The 17,257-nt window shown below is 65.9% G+C and carries 16 protein-coding genes and 1 pseudogene; 7 read left to right on the forward strand and 10 right to left on the reverse strand.

Features of this window, described 5'->3' with window-relative positions; translation table 11 throughout:
• Positions 1 to 31: 31 nt before the first annotated feature.
• Positions 32 to 1,082: pseudogene (locus ACSQ76_RS02955) on the forward strand (NAD(P)/FAD-dependent oxidoreductase).
• On the opposite strand, the gene ACSQ76_RS02960 reads toward ACSQ76_RS02955, so the two are convergent.
• The gene (locus ACSQ76_RS02960) at positions 1,083 to 1,871 is read right to left on the reverse strand and encodes an FAS1-like dehydratase domain-containing protein (RefSeq protein WP_437155395.1); all 789 of its coding nucleotides are present in this window, start codon (positions 1,869 to 1,871) and stop codon (positions 1,083 to 1,085) included.
• An 80-nt stretch (positions 1,872 to 1,951) separates the two neighbouring features.
• Here ACSQ76_RS02960 and ACSQ76_RS02965 point away from each other — a divergent pair, with 80 nt between their 5' ends.
• Positions 1,952 to 2,350 carry a VOC family protein gene (locus ACSQ76_RS02965; protein ID WP_437155396.1) on the forward strand — a complete coding sequence of 133 codons (399 nt, stop codon included), beginning with the start codon at positions 1,952 to 1,954 and terminating at the stop codon, positions 2,348 to 2,350.
• 4 nt (positions 2,351 to 2,354) lie between these two features.
• On the opposite strand, the gene amrA is transcribed toward ACSQ76_RS02965, so the two are convergent.
• Complete coding sequence (gene amrA, locus ACSQ76_RS02970; protein ID WP_437155397.1) at positions 2,355 to 3,428, reverse strand: AmmeMemoRadiSam system protein A; 1,074 nt, start codon at positions 3,426 to 3,428, stop codon at positions 2,355 to 2,357.
• Positions 3,340 to 3,738, reverse strand: a complete 399-nt coding sequence (amrB, locus tag ACSQ76_RS02975; protein WP_437155398.1) for an AmmeMemoRadiSam system protein B — start codon at positions 3,736 to 3,738, stop codon at positions 3,340 to 3,342. Before amrB ends, amrA begins: the two co-directional genes overlap by 89 nt.
• Positions 3,739 to 3,792: 54 nt before the next feature.
• Here amrB and amrS point away from each other — a divergent pair, with 54 nt between their 5' ends.
• Positions 3,793 to 4,854, forward strand: coding sequence for an AmmeMemoRadiSam system radical SAM enzyme (amrS, locus tag ACSQ76_RS02980; protein ID WP_437155399.1), 1,062 nt, complete (start codon positions 3,793 to 3,795; stop codon positions 4,852 to 4,854).
• A gap of 66 nt (positions 4,855 to 4,920) precedes the next feature.
• Here amrS and ACSQ76_RS02985 read toward each other — a convergent pair whose 3' ends face one another.
• The 3 genes from ACSQ76_RS02985 to ACSQ76_RS02995 form a co-directional block, all read right to left on the reverse strand.
• Positions 4,921 to 5,826, reverse strand: coding sequence for a LysR family transcriptional regulator (locus ACSQ76_RS02985; RefSeq protein WP_306127646.1), 906 nt, complete (start codon positions 5,824 to 5,826; stop codon positions 4,921 to 4,923).
• Positions 5,827 to 6,108: 282 nt separating this feature from the next.
• Positions 6,109 to 6,993, reverse strand: coding sequence for a CorA family divalent cation transporter (locus ACSQ76_RS02990; protein WP_437155400.1), 885 nt, complete (start codon positions 6,991 to 6,993; stop codon positions 6,109 to 6,111).
• Positions 6,994 to 7,106: 113 nt separating this feature from the next.
• Entirely contained in the window at positions 7,107 to 9,134 is a 2,028-nt protein-coding gene (locus ACSQ76_RS02995) for an FAD-dependent oxidoreductase (RefSeq protein ID WP_437155401.1), read from the reverse strand.
• Positions 9,135 to 9,341: 207 nt separating this feature from the next.
• Here ACSQ76_RS02995 and ACSQ76_RS03000 point away from each other — a divergent pair, with 207 nt between their 5' ends.
• Positions 9,342 to 9,809: a DUF411 domain-containing protein gene (locus tag ACSQ76_RS03000; protein WP_437155402.1), complete on the forward strand. Its 468-nt coding sequence runs from the start codon at positions 9,342 to 9,344 to the stop codon at positions 9,807 to 9,809.
• Here ACSQ76_RS03000 and ACSQ76_RS03005 read toward each other — a convergent pair.
• The 3 genes from ACSQ76_RS03005 to trpS all read right to left on the reverse strand — a co-directional run bounded on the left by ACSQ76_RS03005 (position 9,791) and on the right by trpS (position 12,404).
• Positions 9,791 to 10,663 (reverse strand): branched-chain amino acid aminotransferase, encoded by an 873-nt coding sequence (locus ACSQ76_RS03005; RefSeq protein WP_437155403.1) that lies wholly within the window; start codon positions 10,661 to 10,663, stop codon positions 9,791 to 9,793. The two genes, ACSQ76_RS03000 and ACSQ76_RS03005, sit on opposite strands and share 19 nt — an antisense overlap.
• A gap of 56 nt (positions 10,664 to 10,719) precedes the next feature.
• Positions 10,720 to 11,205: a VOC family protein gene (locus ACSQ76_RS03010; protein ID WP_437155404.1), complete on the reverse strand. Its 486-nt coding sequence runs from the start codon at positions 11,203 to 11,205 to the stop codon at positions 10,720 to 10,722.
• A 179-nt stretch (positions 11,206 to 11,384) separates the two neighbouring features.
• Positions 11,385 to 12,404 carry a tryptophan--tRNA ligase gene (gene trpS, locus ACSQ76_RS03015; protein WP_437155405.1) on the reverse strand — a complete coding sequence of 340 codons (1,020 nt, stop codon included), beginning with the start codon at positions 12,402 to 12,404 and terminating at the stop codon, positions 11,385 to 11,387.
• Positions 12,405 to 12,478: 74 nt separating this feature from the next.
• Between trpS and ACSQ76_RS03020 the strand changes: the two genes are divergently transcribed.
• Complete coding sequence (locus ACSQ76_RS03020) at positions 12,479 to 13,177, forward strand: rhomboid family intramembrane serine protease (RefSeq protein ID WP_437155406.1); 699 nt, start codon at positions 12,479 to 12,481, stop codon at positions 13,175 to 13,177.
• Here the strand turns inward: ACSQ76_RS03020 and murJ are convergent.
• On the reverse strand, positions 13,174 to 14,712 hold the full coding sequence (gene murJ / locus ACSQ76_RS03025; protein ID WP_437155407.1) for a murein biosynthesis integral membrane protein MurJ: 1,539 nt from the start codon (positions 14,710 to 14,712) through the stop codon (positions 13,174 to 13,176). The two genes, ACSQ76_RS03020 and murJ, sit on opposite strands and share 4 nt — an antisense overlap.
• Before the next feature lie 310 nt (positions 14,713 to 15,022).
• Here murJ and ACSQ76_RS03030 point away from each other — a divergent pair, with 310 nt between their 5' ends.
• Both ACSQ76_RS03030 and ACSQ76_RS03035 read left to right on the forward strand, forming a co-directional pair.
• Entirely contained in the window at positions 15,023 to 16,600 is a 1,578-nt protein-coding gene (locus tag ACSQ76_RS03030) for an FAD-dependent oxidoreductase (RefSeq protein ID WP_437155408.1), read from the forward strand.
• Positions 16,597 to 17,100: a hypothetical protein gene (locus ACSQ76_RS03035; RefSeq protein WP_437155409.1), complete on the forward strand. Its 504-nt coding sequence runs from the start codon at positions 16,597 to 16,599 to the stop codon at positions 17,098 to 17,100. The genes ACSQ76_RS03030 and ACSQ76_RS03035 overlap by 4 nt, the downstream gene beginning before the upstream one ends.
• Positions 17,101 to 17,257 lie beyond the last annotated feature (157 nt).

Here is a 17,257-nt window from a genome sequence, read left to right on the forward strand (position 1 = left end):
ATCCCGGCGACCATGCCGCCGGGCCGGGGAAATGACAATGGCAGACGTCACCATATTCGGAGCCGGGATCTTCGGCCTGTCCATCGCCTTCGCGTGCCAGTCGCGGGGGGCGAAGGTGCGGATGATCGACCCCGCCGGTGTGGGCGCGGGCGCGTCGGGCGGCGTGGTGGGCGCATTGGCGCCGCATGCGCCGGAGAACTGGAACGAAAAGAAGGCGTTTCAGCTGGACAGCCTGTTGGCGGCAGAGGCGTTCTGGGCCGAGGTGGCGCAGGTGTCGGGCCTGCCCCCGGGCTATGCGCGGACGGGCCGGGTGCAGCCGGTGGCGGACGAGGCCGGGCTGGCGCTGGCGCGGCAAAGGGAGGTCACGGCGCGCGAGCTGTGGGGCGAGGCTGCGACATGGGGGGTGGTGGAAGCGGGTGCGGTGGCACATGCGCCGGTCACGTCGACTGGCTTGTTGATCCTGGATACGTTGTCGGCGCGGCTGCATCCGCGCGAGGCGGGCAAGGCGCTGGCGGCGGCGATCGTGAAGCGGGGTGGAGAGATCGTGACGGAGGGTAAGCCGCAGGGCCGCGTGGTTCATGCCACGGGGGTAATGGGGCTGGCCGAACTGTCGGACAAGCTGGGCGCGCCGGTGGGCAATGGCGTCAAAGGGCAGGGCGCGGTACTTGATTTTTCGGCGCCAGAAGCGCCGCAGGTATTTGCCGATGCGCTGCACGTGATTTTTCACCGCAACGGGACCACCGCCGTGGGATCGACCTCGGAGCGGGAGTATGACAGTGCGACGGACACGGACGGGCAGTTGGAAGACGTGGTGGCTCGCGCCCGCATTTCAGTGCCTGCGCTGCGCGAGGCAAAAGTGATCGAACGCTGGGCCGGGGTGCGCCCCCCGCGCCCGGTCGCGGGCGCCGATGCTGGGGGTGCATCCGCTATACCCCCACCAGTTCATTGCCAATGGCGGCTTCAAGATCGGGTTCGGCATGGCGCCGAAGGTGGCGCAGGTGATGGCGGATCTTGTGCTGGACGGGCGGGACGAGATCCCGGCGGCATTCAGGCCCGAGGCGTCTTTGCCGAAGTCGCGATGATCAGCCAGCCTTTGCGGACATGCATTGTCGCCCGTCCGGGCCACGCACCCAACATGCGCCGTCTTTGCCCCAGCATATCTCGGCCACCTCGTGATGCATCAGGGGGCTGGTCGCGCGGAAGCTGAAGCGCTTCAGACCGCCCAGTTCGGCATCGGCCATCTGCATCAGGTGATGCGCCAGAAGGGGCCCGTGGACGACGAGGCCGTCATAGCCTTCGACTTGCCGGGCATAGCCTTCGTCGTAATGGATGCGGTGGCCGTTGAAGGTGAGCGCGGAATATCGGAAGAGGAGCGTGCTGTCGAAGCTGACCGTGCGGGTTTTCACTGCGCCGTCGGGGGCGCGGGGCGGTTCGGGTTTTTGGCCCGTTCTATCCTCGCGATAGACGAGGTCCTGATGCTCGGCGATGCAGCAGGTTTCGTCCTGCCAAATTTCGTGCCGCAGGGTGACAAAGGCCAGCGGGCCGCTGCGGCCCTGCTTGTGTTCGGCCTTTTCGAGGGTGGTGCGGCGGGTGGCGGGCTTGCCCGCGCGGAAGGGGGCGTGGAATTCCAGCTGCCCGCCGGCCCACATGCGCCGAGGCAGGCCCATGTCCGGGATGACGCCGCCCAGTTTGGGATGACCATCGGGGCCAAGGTCGGCGGGCACCTGCGGGTCCCAGAAATAGATCTGGTGGAAGAAAGGCGGAAGGGCGTCGCCGGTTCCCAAGGTGGGCGTCTCACCCAGCGTGGCCTGAAGTGCGCGGGCGCGGGCCGGGTCGATGGGGTCGTGAAGGGTTCGCGTGGCGTCTGTCATCTTGGCCTGCCGTCCGGTTTCGGCATATGTCTATGCTGGCAGCGCGCGAAAAGACAATGCCTGCGACGAAAGGAAACCCCATGCCGCCCCGCCTGACATCGTTGGATCATCTTGTGCTGACAGTCGCGGATATCGACGCGACGGTGGCATTCTACACCCAATCGCTGGGGATGGATGCGGAGGCGTTCACCCCGACCGACGGCTCGCGGCGGTGGGCGCTGAAATTCGGGGCGCAGAAGATCAACCTGCACAAGGCGGGCGCGGAGTTCGAGCCAAAGGCGGCGCATCCCGCGCCCGGCACGGCGGACCTGTGTTTCCTGAGCGATGTGCCGCTGGCAGACTGGCGGGCGCACCTGGCCGGTCACGGCGTGACGGTCGAGGAAGGGCCGGTGCCGCGGACCGGCGCAACGGGGCCGCTGACCTCGATCTACATACGCGACCCGGATGGCAACCTGATCGAGATTTCCAACGTCTCTTGAGCGCCTAGTCCGGCTCAACGAAGCTTTCGGCGCAGAAGCGGTGGATTTCCAGCGTATCGCTCCAGTGATCCTTGGGCAGCCCCGCCTTGACCTTCAGCGCGGTCAGAAACGCCGCGGGGTCGGGCAGGCTCTCCCAGACCATCGGCAGGAACACCCCGCGCTTGGCCCCGTCGCGCAGGATCAACCCGTCGCGGTGCGGCGTCAGCCGTGACAGCAGGTCGGCCTCGCCTGAGAACGTCATCGGTGCGGAGGGGGACAGCACGGCGATCTTGAGGCGCAGGCCGGGGACTTCTTCGGCAGTGACGGGCCTGAAACGCGGGTCGGCCGAGGCGGCCTTGACCGTGTTCTCGCACACGTCACCCGCAAGCGGCTGATGCGCGGTGAGTGAGCCGATGCAGCCGCGCAGGCGGCCGTCCTGTTGCAGGGTGATGAAGCTGGCGGCGTGGCCGCGCAGCGCCTGCGGAAAGCTGGTTTCATCTAGCTTGGGCGGCTTGCCGCGCTTGGTGAAGGAGTCGAGCGTCTGCCGCGCCGCCTTGAGCAGCATCTCGCGGTGGCGCGGGATGATGATCTCGCCGGTGGTGTCGAAAAGCGCCCAGGCGCCGTAGCCCACGGTGCGAGAGGTGTCGCCGGTGACATCGGCGCTGGAGGCCATGGCGAGGCGGGCGAGGCGCAGGCCCGCGCCTGCGTCCGAGGCGATGAACCCTGCGATACCGCCTGCGCCGCAGGCATGACGGGATGTGAGCGTAGTGCCCCTGGAGGTTTCCAGAAGCTTGGCGGTCTCGGCATCCTTGGCATCCGCCGCGTCGCGGGTCAGGAAGTGGCTGAGATCGCTCGACAACACGAAAAGCGGCTGGTCAAGCGCACTGAGGTGGTCGATGGCCGCGGACACCTGGTCTTGAGGGGCGTTGCCGATGACGAGCGGCACCACCTTGGCGCGGGGATGCAAGCGATGCAGAAAAGCAAGCTGTGTCTCGATGCCGTGCTCGTGGTCATGGGCAGCGTCCTCGACATGGGCCAGCCCGGCCTGCACGAGGCTGTTGGCGGCGGGCCGGTCGATCATCACGTCGAAACCGGGCATGGCGTAGCCCTTTTTGCGACGGCAGGGCGATGCCGTCGAAGGCGTGGGCATGAGAGGGCGACAGGATGACGATGGTCGAGGGTCGCCCGCGTGCGGTGGCACGCCACGCTGCGCCGGCCAGCCAGCCGGAAAAGCGATAGCCCGCATGGGGCGAGATGATCGCGCGGGGCGCCGAGCCTTCGGGTCGCCAGCCGCTGGTGCCGCGGGTGATGCAGCTTTCGGCCTCGGACCAAAGCGCCTGCGCGTCGGCGGGATAAAAGGTTCCTGCGACGGCGGGTTGGCGCATGATGGGATCGGGTTCACTGTTCATTTCGGCGTCCAATACCTATCTGGTAACCAGGATAATGAAGGAAAACGACTGACGATGCACCCTGCGCGATTCTGGGAAGCCGAGAGTGACGGCAGGCTGCGCTGCACCTTGTGCCCGCGTTTCTGTACGTTGCGGGACGGGCAGCGGGGGATGTGTTTCGTGCGGATGCGGCAGGGCGACCGGATGGTGTTGGATACCTACGGGCGCTCGACCGGGTTCTGCATCGACCCAATCGAGAAGAAGCCGCTCAATCACTTCCTGCCCGGCTCGCCGGTGCTGAGTTTCGGCACGGCGGGCTGCAACCTGGCGTGCAAGTTCTGCCAGAACCACGAAATCTCGAAAAGCCGGGAGGTCGACAGCCTGGCACATGAGGCGGCGCCGGAAAAGATTGCCCAAGTGGCGCGGGCAGAGGGCTGTGCGTCTGTGGCGTTCACGTATAATGATCCGGTGATCTTTCACGAATACGCGCTGGACACTGCCGCCGCCTGCCGCGAGGCGGGTATGAAAAGCGTGGCGGTGACGGCAGGGTATATTTGCGATGCGCCGAGGACGGAATTCTTCGGCGCGATGGATGCGGCGAATATCGACCTGAAGGGCTTTACCGAAAGCTTCTATCGCAAGCTTACCGGAGCGGAGATCGCGCCGGTGCTGGAGACGATTGCCTATGCGGTGAACGAGACCGATTGCTGGGTCGAACTGACGACGCTGCTGATCCCGGGCGAGAATGACAGCGCGGCGGAGCTGGAGGCGCTATCGGGTTGGGTGATGGAAACTTGCGGACCGAACGTGCCGATACATTTCACGGCCTTTCATCCCGATCACCGGATGCTCTCCCACGAGCGCACGCCGCTGGATACGTTGTTGCAGGCGCGTGACGTGGCGCGTCAGGCGGGGTTGCGGCATGTCTATATCGGCAACGTGCATCACCCCGATGCGCAGTCGAGCTATTGCGCGGGATGCGGGGACTGCGTGATCGGGCGGGATTGGCACGTGCTTTCCGAATGGAAGCTGGACGATTCCGGCGGATGCGTCACCTGCGGCACGCGCTTTCCCGGAGTGATCGACGGCCCGCCGGGGGAGTGGGGGCGCAAGCGGCTGCCGCTGCGCATGGCCTGAGCACGCCAAAAGGCCCCGGGCGGCGCGCCACCCGGGGTCAGGTTGCCTGACAGGCGGAGGAAAATCTTACCAGTCCGTGGGACCCTTCTCGGCGAAGGCGTGGACAAGGAAGTCGATGAAGGCGCGCACCTTGGGCTGCGTGAAGCGGCCCGGCGGGTAGACCGCGTATATACCCTGGGTTTCCATCGGCAGGTCAGGGATGACGTCGACCACCTGACCGTCCTTCATCGCGTTGGCATAGAGGAAACTGGGCAGGTAGGCGATGCCGAGGCCCGAGATCGCGGCATTGAGCAGCGACTGACCGTCATTGACCGAAAGGCCGCCGGCGGTGCGCACCTGGCGCTTTTCGCCCGAAGGCGCGGTCAGTTTCCAGACCGAGCCGTTGGACTGGCTGGAGTAGTGCAGGAGCTTGTGCTCGTTCAGATCATCGATCTTGCCGGGGCAGCCGTATTTCTGCAGATAGCCGGGGCTGGCGATCATGCGCTTGTTGGTCTCGGTCAGCTTGCGGGCGCGCAGGGTGCTGTCTTCCAGCTCGCCGATGCGGATGGCCATGTCGAAGCCTTCGGAAATCAGCTCCACGTAGCGGTTGTTGAGCACCATGTTGACGGTGATGTCGGGGAAATCGTCGAGAAACTGGCCGAGGATCGGGCTGAGGTGGTTGACGCCGAAATCTGTGGCCACGGAAATGCGCAGCAGGCCAGAGGGATCGGACTGCATGGAACTGACCAGGGCGTCGGCCTCGCCGGCGTCATTGAGCACCCGCAGGGCGCGGTCGTAATAGGCCAGACCGATTTCCGTCGGGCTGACCCGGCGGGTGGTCCGGTTCAGCAGGCGCGCGCCCAGGCGGGCCTCGAGCGACGAGACGTGCTTGGATACTGCGGACTTGGAAATGCCCATCTTGCGCGCGGCGTCGGTGAACCCACCCTGGTCCACGACGGTCGCAAAGGCCTCCATTTCGGTAAGGCGGTCCATTCTCGATACCCTCGTCGTTTATTGTTGGAATGAAGGTATCGTGGGAAATTCGGGCACAACTGGGGCGCGGGCCAGACAATATCTTGGTTTTGTGATGCATCGTTGATGGCCCGGAAACAGCTTTCGCCAGCTATTTCGACGCCTGCCACCAATGCCGGGTGAGGTGAACCATGTGCCGCACGACCCGCCGGTGAAGTCGGGTCAGATCACGATTACCGTCGATTTGTCCCGGTCAGATCCACTTCAGCCTTCGCAGTATCCAGAGCGCGGCGATGGTCAGGATCACAAGCCCCAGACACAGGGCGGCAAAGCCCCAGGGGTATCCACGCCGGGCATCCCCGCCACGTTCACGCCGAAGAGCCCGGTGATGAACCCGAGCGGCAGGAACACCGCCGCGACGATCGACAGGATATAGCCGTTGCGGTTCTGCCGCTGGTCGGCCTGCGTTGCGTGGTGGTCCTGCACGGCCTGCATCCGCCCGATCATCGACTCCAGCTCCTCGACCGCAAGCTTTGCGAGATTGCCCAGCTCCCGCAGTCGGGCGCGCGCATCGGGGCTGACAAGCTCACTGTCTGTGCCGACAAGCTCGACAAGCGCGTCGCGCTGCGGGGCGAGGTAGCGGCGCAGGCGGATCGCCATGCGCTGGTCCTCGGCCAGATCCTCGGGCGGGTCTTCCTCGTCGTCCTCGACGCTGTCTTCCATGAGGTCCACGCGGCGGCTGAGGTCGAAGACGGTGTCCTGCACCCGCGTCATGAGGCGTTGTGCGAGGTCGTGGACGAAGGCGATGGGGCTGAGGGGGGCGGTGCCGGCTTCGACCTCCTGCCGAATGGCGTCGATGGCGAAGACCCTGCGCACTCGCACGGTTACGACCAAGCCCGCCGTGACCCACATGCGCACTGCCACCATCTGATCGGCAGGGCCATCGGTGTTGAGGTTAACACCGCGAAAATTCAGCATGAGCCCGTCGCCATACCGGTCGCACCGCGGGCGGGTTTCGGGCGCCAGCAAGGTTTCGGCCGGAATGCTGGGTACGCGGTCCGCGAGCCATGCCGGAAGCTCGGGATCCTTCAAATCGAAATGCCACCAGGCATAGCCCTCGGCCGGGCCGCTTTCCGAGGCCGGACGGGCGGTGCCATCGGGGGCTATATCGAATGCGCAAACGGGCATGGCGCGACATTACGGTCGGGTGCGGCCAGTCACAAGATGCCAAAACACCGTCTGCCTAGGGTGAAAAGGCCTGGCGCAGAGGTTAGCCCGCCGGTGGTACGACGAGCTTCGCCTTATAGCGTGGCCGCCAGCCGCGTGCCCTGGTCGATGGCGCGCTTGGCGTCGAGTTCCGCCGCCACATCCGAGCCGCCGATCACGTGACAGGCAATTCCCTTGGCCCCCAGCGCGTCGGCCAGGCTACGTTCGCTGACCTGTCCAGCGCAGAGCACGATGCTGTCGACCTCGAGCGTGCGCGGGTCCTCGCGGCCTTCGCCGTTCGAGACGACGAGGCCGGCGGGTTCGATCCGTTCATAGTTCACGCCGCCGACCATCTCGACGTCCTTCATCCTGAGAGACGCGCGGTGGATCCAGCCGGTGGTCTTGCCCAGCCGCTTGCCCACGCGTTCGGACTTGCGCTGCAGCAGGGTAACGGCGCGGGCGGGCGCATCCGGCTGCGGGCCTTCGGGCGCAAGGCCGCCGGGCGTCTGCGCGGGGTCACCGACGCCCCACTCCTCTTTCCATTCCTCGAGATTCTCGGTCGGGCTTTCGCCCTCGTGGACGAGGAATTCTGCCACGTCGAAGCCGATGCCGCCCGCGCCGACGATGGCCACGCGTTTGCCCGCCGGCTTCTTGTGCTTCAGCACGTCGATATAGCTGAGCGTGTTGTCGCCATCCTGCCCTTCGATTTCCGGGTCGCGGGGCAGGACACCGGTGGCGATGACCACCTCGTCAAAACCGGTCAGGTCGTCGGCCTGCACGTTATGGCTCAGCCTGACGGTGACGCCGGTTTCCTTCAGCATGGTGTCGTACCAATCGACGAGGCCGAAGAATTCCTCCTTGCCGGGGATCTGCTTGGCCATGTTGAGCTGGCCGCCGATCTGGTCGTCGCGGTCGAAGAGCGTCACGTCATGGCCGCGCTGCGCCGCCGTGATCGCTGTGGAAAGGCCGGCGGGACCGGCGCCGACGACGGCAACGGCCTTCGGCGCGTCGGTGGGCGTGATCGGCAATTCCGTTTCATAGCAGGCGCGCGGGTTCACGAGGCAGGTCGAGATCTTACCCGAGAACGTATGGTCGAGGCAGGCCTGGTTGCAGGCGATGCAGGGCGCGATGGTGTCGGCGCGGCCCTCGATGGCCTTCTTGACGAACTCCGCATCCGCCAGGAAGGGGCGAGCCATCGACACCATGTCGGCGCAGCCTTGGGCCAGCACGTCCTCAGCCACTTGCGGCGTGTTGATCCGGTTCGAGGTGATGACGGGGATGCCCACATGGCCCATCAGCTTTTTCGTGACCCAGGTGAAGGCCGCGCGCGGCACGGAGGTGACGATGGTGGGAATGCGCGCCTCGTGCCAGCCGATGCCGGTGTTGATGATGCTGGCCCCGGCCTTTTCGACCTCCTGCGCCAATTGCGCCACCTCGTCAAACGTCGAGCCCCCGGGCACGAGGTCGATCATCGACAGGCGGTAGATCAGGATGAAATCGGGGCCGACGGCCTCGCGCACCCGGCGCACGATCTCCAGCGGCAGGCGCATCCGGTTCTCGTAGGAGCCGCCCCAGCGGTCTTCGCGCTTGTTGATGTGACGCACGAGGAACTGGTTGAGGAAATACCCTTCGGACCCCATGATCTCGACCCCGTCATAGCCGGCCTCGCGGGCGCGGGCGGCGGAGGTGACGATATCGGCGATCTGCTTCTCGATGCCATCCTCATCCAGCTCCTTGGGCGGGAAGGGCGAGATGGGCGACTTGATCGGCGAGGGGGCGACGCATTCGGGGCCATAGGCGTAGCGGCCCGCGTGCAGGATCTGCATGGCGATCAGGCCGCCCGCGTCATGCACCCGGTCGGTGACCACCTTGTGGTTGGCAATGTCCTGCTCGTTGAAAAGCCCCGCCGCGCCGGGAAAGACGCCGCCCTCGCGGTTGGGAGCCATGCCGCCGGTGACCATCAGGGAGACCCCGCCGCGGGCGCGGGTGGCGTAGAATTCGGCCACCCGGTTCCAGTCCTTGGTCTCTTCCAGCCCGGTATGCATCGAGCCCATCAGCACGCGGTTCTTCAGCGTGACGTGGCCCAGGTCGAGCGGGGCGAGCAAGTGGGGGTATCGGGTCATGTGCGGCCTCCCGGGGGACGTTCGGATCAAAACGTAGGTTGACGCGCACCATGGTCACGTCAGCCGCGATTGTCACGTCCGACGCTGCGTTAGGCGGCGACGGGACGGGTCACCCGGTTGTGATGCCGGGTGCGGGGGCGGATGGTTGACGACGGCGCGCGAACCTGTCCAGACTCCGCGCCAACCCAGCCTGCAAGGAGACTGCCGATGCCGACCCGACGCAACTTTCTCGCCGGTGCCGCCGGTCTGGTGGCCACGGCCCCGCTTGCCGGCCTGGCGCAATCCGGTCCCGCCATTCATGTGATGAAAGATCCCAACTGCGGCTGCTGTGGCGCGTGGATGGAGGTTCTGCAAGACGACGGCTTTGCCGTGACCAGCGAGGATGCGTTCGGCACGATCCTGTCGCGCTACAAGATCGACAACGGCATTCCACAGCAGATGATCTCGTGCCACACCGGCAAGATTGCCGGGTACATGATCGAAGGTCACGTGCCGCCCGCCGATATCCGCCGCCTGCTGGACGAGCGCCCCGACGCTGTGGGCCTTGCGGTGCCGGGGATGCCCTATGGCTCACCGGGGATGGGGCCGGAGGACCGGCGCGAGGCCTATGACGTTCACCTGATCCTGCGGGACGGCGGGACCGAGGTCTTTTCCAGCTACGACGCGGCGGCCTGAGCGGCCCAGTCCCAGTACATCTCGCGCACCCGGCGAGTAACCGGGCCGATCTGGTAATTCGTGTCGTCGAAGGCAGTGACCGGCGTGACCTTCATCATGTTGCCGGACAGAAAGACCTCGTCCGCATCGTGAAAATCGTCGAAGGACATGACGCATTCATGCACCATGACGCCATCGGCGCGCAGATTCTCTATATGCCGCGCGCGGGTGATCCCGGCCAGGAAGGTTCCGTTCGGGACCGGCGTAAAGACCTCGCCATCCTTGACGGCAAAGGCATTGGCGGTGGCGGCCTCGGCCACGTTGCCAAGCGCGTCGGCCACCAGCGCGTTGGTGAAGCCCTTGGATTTCGCCTCGGCCAGCATGCGGGCGTTGTTGGGGTAAAGGCAGGCGGCCTTGGCGTTGACCACGGCATCCTCCAGCACCGGGCGGCGAAAGCGCGTGCGGGTGATCGTGGCGGAATGCTCGGGCGTGGCCATGGGGATTTCCTCGAGGCTGATGGCAAAGCCGGTGGCGCCGCCTTCCTTGGGGACGATGGCCGACATGCCGCCTTCGATGGCCCAGTACATCGGGCGGATATAGATGGCCGCACCGGGGGCATAGGCGGTCAGCCCGTCTCGCACGATCTCGACCATCTCTTGCACCGACACGGTCGGCGTGACCATCAGTGCCTCGGCCGAGGCGTTCACGCGGGCGCAGTGCCGGTCCAGATCGGGCGTCAGGCCGTGGGCAAAGCGGGCGCCGTCGAAGACGTTGGAGCCCAGCCACATGCCGTGATCGGCGGCGCGCATCACCGGGATGTCCCCGTCATGCCAGGTGCCGTCGAAATAGGTCCGGATGTTGCTGCCTGTGGCCATGGTCGCCTCCCTTTGGCGCGGACCCTAAGCCGGAGGCGCGGCAGGGTCCAGAGGGCTCAGCCGGCTTCGGCCAGCAGGGCCTCGATATCCAGCCGGCTGTTGACCATCTTGAGATTGCCTTCCGCGTCTCGCGGCCAGTCCTCGGGGGCGCGGTCGCGGTAAAGCTCGACCCCGTTGCCGTCGGGGTCTGACAGGTAGACCGCCTCGCTGACGCCGTGATCGGCGGCGCCGTCCAGCGCGATGCCCGCCTCCAGCACGCGTTTCAAAGCCTGCGCCAATGCGGTGCGATCGGGATAGAGGAATGCCGTATGGTACAAGCCCGTATGCCCCGGAGGCGGCGGTGTGCCGCCCTTGCTGTCCCAGGTGTTCAGGCCGATGTGATGGTGGTAGCCGCCCGCGGACAGAAATGCGGCCTCGGTGCCGTAGCGTTGTTGCAACTCGAAGCCCAGAACGCCGGAATAGAAGGCGATGGCGCGCTCGAGGTCGGAGACGCGGAGGTGCACGTGACCGATGCGGGTTTCGGGATGGGTTGTGAACGACATGATATGGCCCTTTCCTGATTGCCGCAGAAATGGGCCAGTTTCACGTGCCAAGCAATTCCACATGCTGCCGCAGAGACGGTGCGCAAACACACAGGACTTTCATCGTTCCGAAAGTACTCCGGGGTGTGGCAGCGCCCCTCATTCCCGCCAATCGTGCGTGGCGCAGCCACTCGATCGGGTCAGGCGCCGACCATGCCGATGATGTCCTTGGTGCGCTTGAGGATCGGCGCGGCGATCTCGCGGGCCTTTCCGGCGCCGTCCGACAAGATGCGGTCGATCTCGGCGGTGTCCTGCATCAGGCGGGCCATCTCTTGGGAAATCGGCGCCAGCTTTTCCACCGCCAGCTCGGCCAGCGCGGGCTTGAAGGTGCCGAATTGCTGCCCGCCCACGTCGCGCATCACCTGATCGACGCTCTGGTCGTTGAGCGCGGCGTAGATGTTCACCAGGTTGCGGGCCTCGGGGCGGTCTTCCAGCCCTTCGGCGTCGGACGGCAGGGGCTCGGGGTCGGTCTTGGCCTTGCGGATCTTCCTGGAGATCGTGTCGGCGTCGTCGGTCAGGTTGATCCGGGACATGTCCGACGGATCGGATTTCGACATTTTCTTGGACCCGTCGCGCAGGCTCATCACCCGGGTGGCGGCGCCCTCGATCACCGGCTCGGTGATGGGGAAGAAATCGACCTCGAAATCGTTGTTGAACTTGATCGCGATATCACGCGTCAACTCCAGATGCTGCTTCTGGTCCTCGCCCACCGGCACATGGGTGGCGTGGTAGGCCAGGATGTCGGCGGCCATCAGCGCGGGATAGGCAAAGAGGCCCAGCGAGGCGTTTTCCTGGTTCTTGCCGGCCTTGTCCTTCCACTGGGTCATCCGCTTCATCCAGCCCATGCGGGCGACGCAGTTGAAGATCCAGGCCAGCTCGGCATGGGCCGAGACCTGGCTTTGGTTGAACAGGACCGACCGCGCCGGATCGACGCCCGAGGCGATGAAGCCCGCGGTCAGTTCGCGGGTGGCGCGGCGCAGGGCCTCGGGATCCTGCCAGACGGTGATGGCGTGCATGTCGACCATGCAGAAGATCGACTCGACGCCGCTGTCCTGGCTGTCGGCGAACCGTTTCAACGCACCGAGGTAATTGCCCAGATGCAGGTTGCCCGACGGCTGGATGCCCGAGAAGACGCGGGGGGTGAAGCTGGCCTCGGCCATGGCGGACTCCGTCTGGAAATTCGTGTCCGCCTCGCTTACTGCTGCGGCCAACAGCCGTCAAGGAGGCCACACCGATGTCCGATCCCAATGCCGCCGGTCCCGGTGACAGCCCGGTCAACCCGATCCCGCCGCTGGTGCTGGCCATCGTGGCCGCCATGGCCGCCGCCGAGGCGGTGTTCCAATTGGGCGCCCGCGGCATGGTGGGCGGGCCCGAGGCGATCGGCTGGCGAATCTCGACGATCCAGCAGTTCGGGTTTTCCAACCGCGCGATGACATGGATGCTGGAGACCGGTCAGTTAAGGATTGATTATCTTATCCGCTTCGTCACCTATCCGTTCGTTCATGCCAGCCTGATGCAGGCGGTTTTCGCCATCGTCATGACCCTGGCCATCGGAAAATTCGTGGCCGAGCGCATGGCCGGATGGGCGGTGGCGCTATTATTTTTCGCCTCATGCATCTTCGGCGCGCTGGTCTTTGGCCTGATCTATCCTGACGGGCCGGGGTTAATAGGGGGTTTCCCCGGCGTCTATGGCCTGATCGGGGGCTTCACCTGCCTGATCTGGCTGCAACTGGGCGCGATCGGCGAGAACCAGATGCGCGCTTTCGTGATGATCGGCGTTCTGCTGGGGTTGCAACTGTTTTTCGGTGTGCTTTACGGCAACTATTTCACCTGGGTGGCCGATATCGGCGGATTCGTTGGCGGGTTTCTTCTGTCCTTCGTGCTGGTGCCTGGCGGAATGACGCGGCTGCGGCAGAAGCTGCGGCGGCGTTAGCGGCGCACCGCGGCGCGGAATTCCGAGAGGCGGAAAGCCCCCAGTAGCTGGCCGAGACCGAAATAGCTGACGCTGCCGAGGCCGATCAGCACCAGGAGGGCTAGCCAGCGCCAACCGCTCAGGCCGAAGAATGGCGTCATCAGCACCTGCAGGCCCCACAGGATGACGCCCAGGAGGAAAGACGCCAGCAGGATACGCCAGACGCGGCGGCGGAAGCGGTCGTCGAAGCGGGCGACCTCGCCATAGCCGCGCGCGCCGCGCACCAGCAGCCAGAGCATGGCCCAGCCGGCCGCCGAGGCTGCGATGGCGGCCGCCCACCAGCCGACGACCTGCGCCAACCCCACGGCCAGCGCGGCGTTCACCACCATGGCCACGAGCGCGTAGTGGAACGGCTTTTTCGTGTCCGAACGGGCGAAAAATAGCGGTTGCAGCACCTTTTGCAGCACGAAGGCGGGCAGGCCGAGGCCGTAGATCATCACGGCGAGCGCGGTGGCGGCGGTGTCGTCGGCATCGAACTTGCCACGCTCGAACAGCACCGACACCAGCGGCAGGGGAATGACCATCAGCGCCACGGCGCATGGTACGGTCAGCGCCAATGAGATCTCGGCGGCGCGGGAATAGGCGTGACGGGCGCCCTCGTGATCCTCGGCCTTGAGGCGGCGCGAGAGGTCGGGGAGCAGGACGATGCCTACCGCGATGCCCACGACGCCCAGGGGCAACTGGTACAGGCGGTCGGCGGCGTAGAGCCAGCTGACCGCGCTTTCGGTATTGGAGGCCACGAGTTGCCCCACCACGAGATTGATCTGCACCACGCCGCCGGCCAAGGCCGCGGGCACGGCGACGCGCACGAGGTTCGACATCTCGGGCGTCCAGCGGGGCCGGGTGGGGCGAATGCGCATCCCCGCCCGGTCTGCGGCGATCCAGACAAGCGCCAGCTGCGCCACGCCAGCGAAGGGGATCGTCCATATGAGCGCATCGGCCACGGGGCCGCCGGTGCAGTGCGCGATCAGCATGGCGCCGACCAGCAGCACGTTCAGGATCACTGGCGCGGCGGCGGCGGCGGCGAAGCGTCCGGCGGCGTTGAGAACCCCGGAAAACAAGGCCGCGAGCGAGATGAAGAAGATGTAGGGAAAGGTGATGCGCGCATAGTCGACGGTGATGTCGAAGCGCGGGTCGCCATAGTAGCCCTCGGCGGTGGCGTAGACCAGAACGGGCATGAAGATCATCGCCAGCGCGGTCAGTATGAGCAGCACGAGGCTGAGGCCGGAAAGCGCCAGGCGGGCAAAGCCGAACGGGTCCTCGTCGGCCTCGAGCCGCCTGGAAAACATCGGCACGAAGGCCGCGTTGAACGCTCCCTCGGCAAAGAAGCGGCGGAACAGGTTAGGCAGGCGGAACGCGGCGACATAGGCGTCCATCAGAACGCCGGGGCCGATGAGGTTGGCGATGATGACGTCGCGCACAAAGCCCAGGATCCGGCTGGCCAGGGTCCAGACGCCCACGGTCAGGACGCCGGAGAGAAGGCGGATGGGTTGCATGTGCGGTGCCTGCGTTCGTCTTGTTTTACAAGAGCAGTAGCCGATTGCCGGGGACGGGGGAAGGGCCGCGTGAGGCGACCGGCACGGGCGGGCGCGCGAATCGAAGGTGAATGGCGGAGGGCCGCGCAAATCCGGCTTCGGTATTACGTCGGTATTTTGGTGGCATGGCGTCGGTGCCATTTTCGCGGACCGGCCGGACCCGGTTCGTGACCGCACCGTGCGGTGGGTTCAGCGGGATTTGAGGTCTGGCGCCCCGCGACGAGAGTGATAGCGTGCTGGGCAACCCCACCCCGACCGGAAGGTGCCCCAGATGACGACCTCGCCCTATGACATCCTGTTCGAGCCGGTGCGGATCGGGCCCAAGGTCACGCGCAACCGGTTCTACCAGGTGCCGCATTGCACCGGCATGGGCTTTCGCTATCCGCAGGCCGAGGCGGCGCACCGGGCCGTGAAGGCCGAGGGCGGCTGGGGCGTGGTGTCGACCCAGGAGGTGGAGATTCACCCCAGTTCCGACCTGACGCCCGCGAACGAGGGACGGCTGTGGGACGACGGCGACATCCCGGCGCTGCGGCTGATGGCCGAGGCCGTGCAGGCGCATGGCAGTCTGGCGGCGATCCAGCTGGCGCATAACGGGCATCATGCCAGCGGTCGTTATTCGCGCGAACCGATGCTGGCGCCTTCTGGCACGGTCAGCGACTGGGGCGATCCGTGGCAGGCGCGGGGCATGGACAAGGCGGATATCAAGGCGTTCCGGGGCTGGCATGTGGACGCGGCGAGGCGGGCCAAGCAGGCGGGCTTCGACATCATCTATGTCTATGCCGGGCATGACATGACGCTGCTCATGCATTTCCTGCTGGCACGGCACAATCACCGGACGGACGAATATGGCGGCGGTTTCGAGAACCGGCTGCGCCTGTTCCGCGAGGTTCTGGCCGATACGAAGGAGGCCGTGGGCGACAGCTGCGCCATCGCGGTGCGGCTGGCGGTGGACGAGTTGATGGGCGCGGCGGGTCTGCGCCACGAGGTGGAGGGGCGCGACATCATCGAGGCCTTGGCCGAGGAGCCGGACCTGTGGGACGTCAACATCTCTGACTGGTCGAATGACAGCCAGACGGCGCGGTTTGCCAAGGAAGGGTATCAGGAGCCTTACACCGCCTTCGTTAAATCGGTGACGACGAAGCCGGTGGTTGGCGTGGGGCGTTATACCTCGCCCGACGCGATGGTGCGGCTGGTGAAATCAGGGCATCTGGATTTGATTGGCGCGGCGCGGCCGTCGATTGCCGATCCGTTTCTGCCCAACAAGATCCGGGACGGGCGACTGGAAGATATCCGCGAGTGCATCGGCTGCAATATCTGCGTGTCGGGGGATCAGTTGCTGATGCCGATGCGCTGCACCCAGAACCCCACGGTGGGCGAGGAATGGCGGCGCGGCTGGCATCCGGAGGTGATGACCGGCGACAAGGTGGTGTCGGAGCGGTTCCTGATCGTGGGCGGCGGGCCGGCTGGCATGGAGGCGGCGCGCGGGCTGGTCGCGGCGGGGCACGAGGTGGTGCTGGCCGAGGCGAGCGACACCTGGGGCGGGCGCGTGGCCATCGAAAGCGCGCTGCCGGGGCTGGCGGAATGGGGCCGGGTGCGTGACTGGCGGCTGTGGCAGTTGCAGCAGAAGGATGCGGCCGATCTCTACCTGCAAAGCCGGCTGAGTGCGTCGGATATCCTGGACTACGGGATCGGGCAGGTGGTGCTGGCCACCGGCGCCAGCTGGCGGCTGGACGGGGTGGGGCGCACGCATCGATTGCCGGTCGCGGCGTTCGGGGCCTTGCCGGTGCTTTCTCCCGAAAGTGCGATGCAGGGGGGCTGGAGCAGGATGATGGTACGGGGCCGGTCGTGATCTATGACGATGACGGGTATTACCTTGCCAGCGTGCTGGCGGAGCTGGCGGTGCAGACGGGGCGCGAGGTGGTCTTTGTGACGCCATCGCCCGTCGTCGCGCCGTGGACGGATAACACGCTGGAGCAAGAGCGTATCCAGGCGCGGCTGATCGAACTAGGGGTGACGATCATTCCGCTGCACAAGGTGGCGGAGGGCGACGGCAGTACGCTGGAATTGGCCTGCGTCTATTCGGATGCCCGGCGACAGGTGCCCTGCGCGACGCTGGTGCCGGTGACGTCGCGGGTGCCCAACGATGGGCTGTGGACCGGACTGAAGGACCGCGAGGCCGAGTGGGCGTCAGCGGGGATCAAGGCGGTGACGCGGATCGGCGACTGTTTCTGCCCGGGCACCATCGCGGCGGCGGTGCATGCGGGCCACGCCTTTGCCCGGACGGTCACCGGGGCGCAGGTCGATCCACCGCGGCGGGGCGAGCGGGTGGATTTGTCACCGGAGCAGTGATGCGGGCGCGGACCGGAATTTTGGAAAATTCCGGGCGTGAAAATACGTATTTTCACAGCCATTTTCTTCGCAGAAAATGATGTCTTCACGACCCTGCGGCGAACTTGTAGCGCAATGACCGCTTCGAGCCCTTTGCGGACAAATGTGATTTATATCC

Origin of the sequence: Roseovarius sp. B08 (genome assembly GCF_051417955.1) — a bacterium.
Lineage (GTDB): Bacteria > Pseudomonadota > Alphaproteobacteria > Rhodobacterales > Rhodobacteraceae > Roseovarius.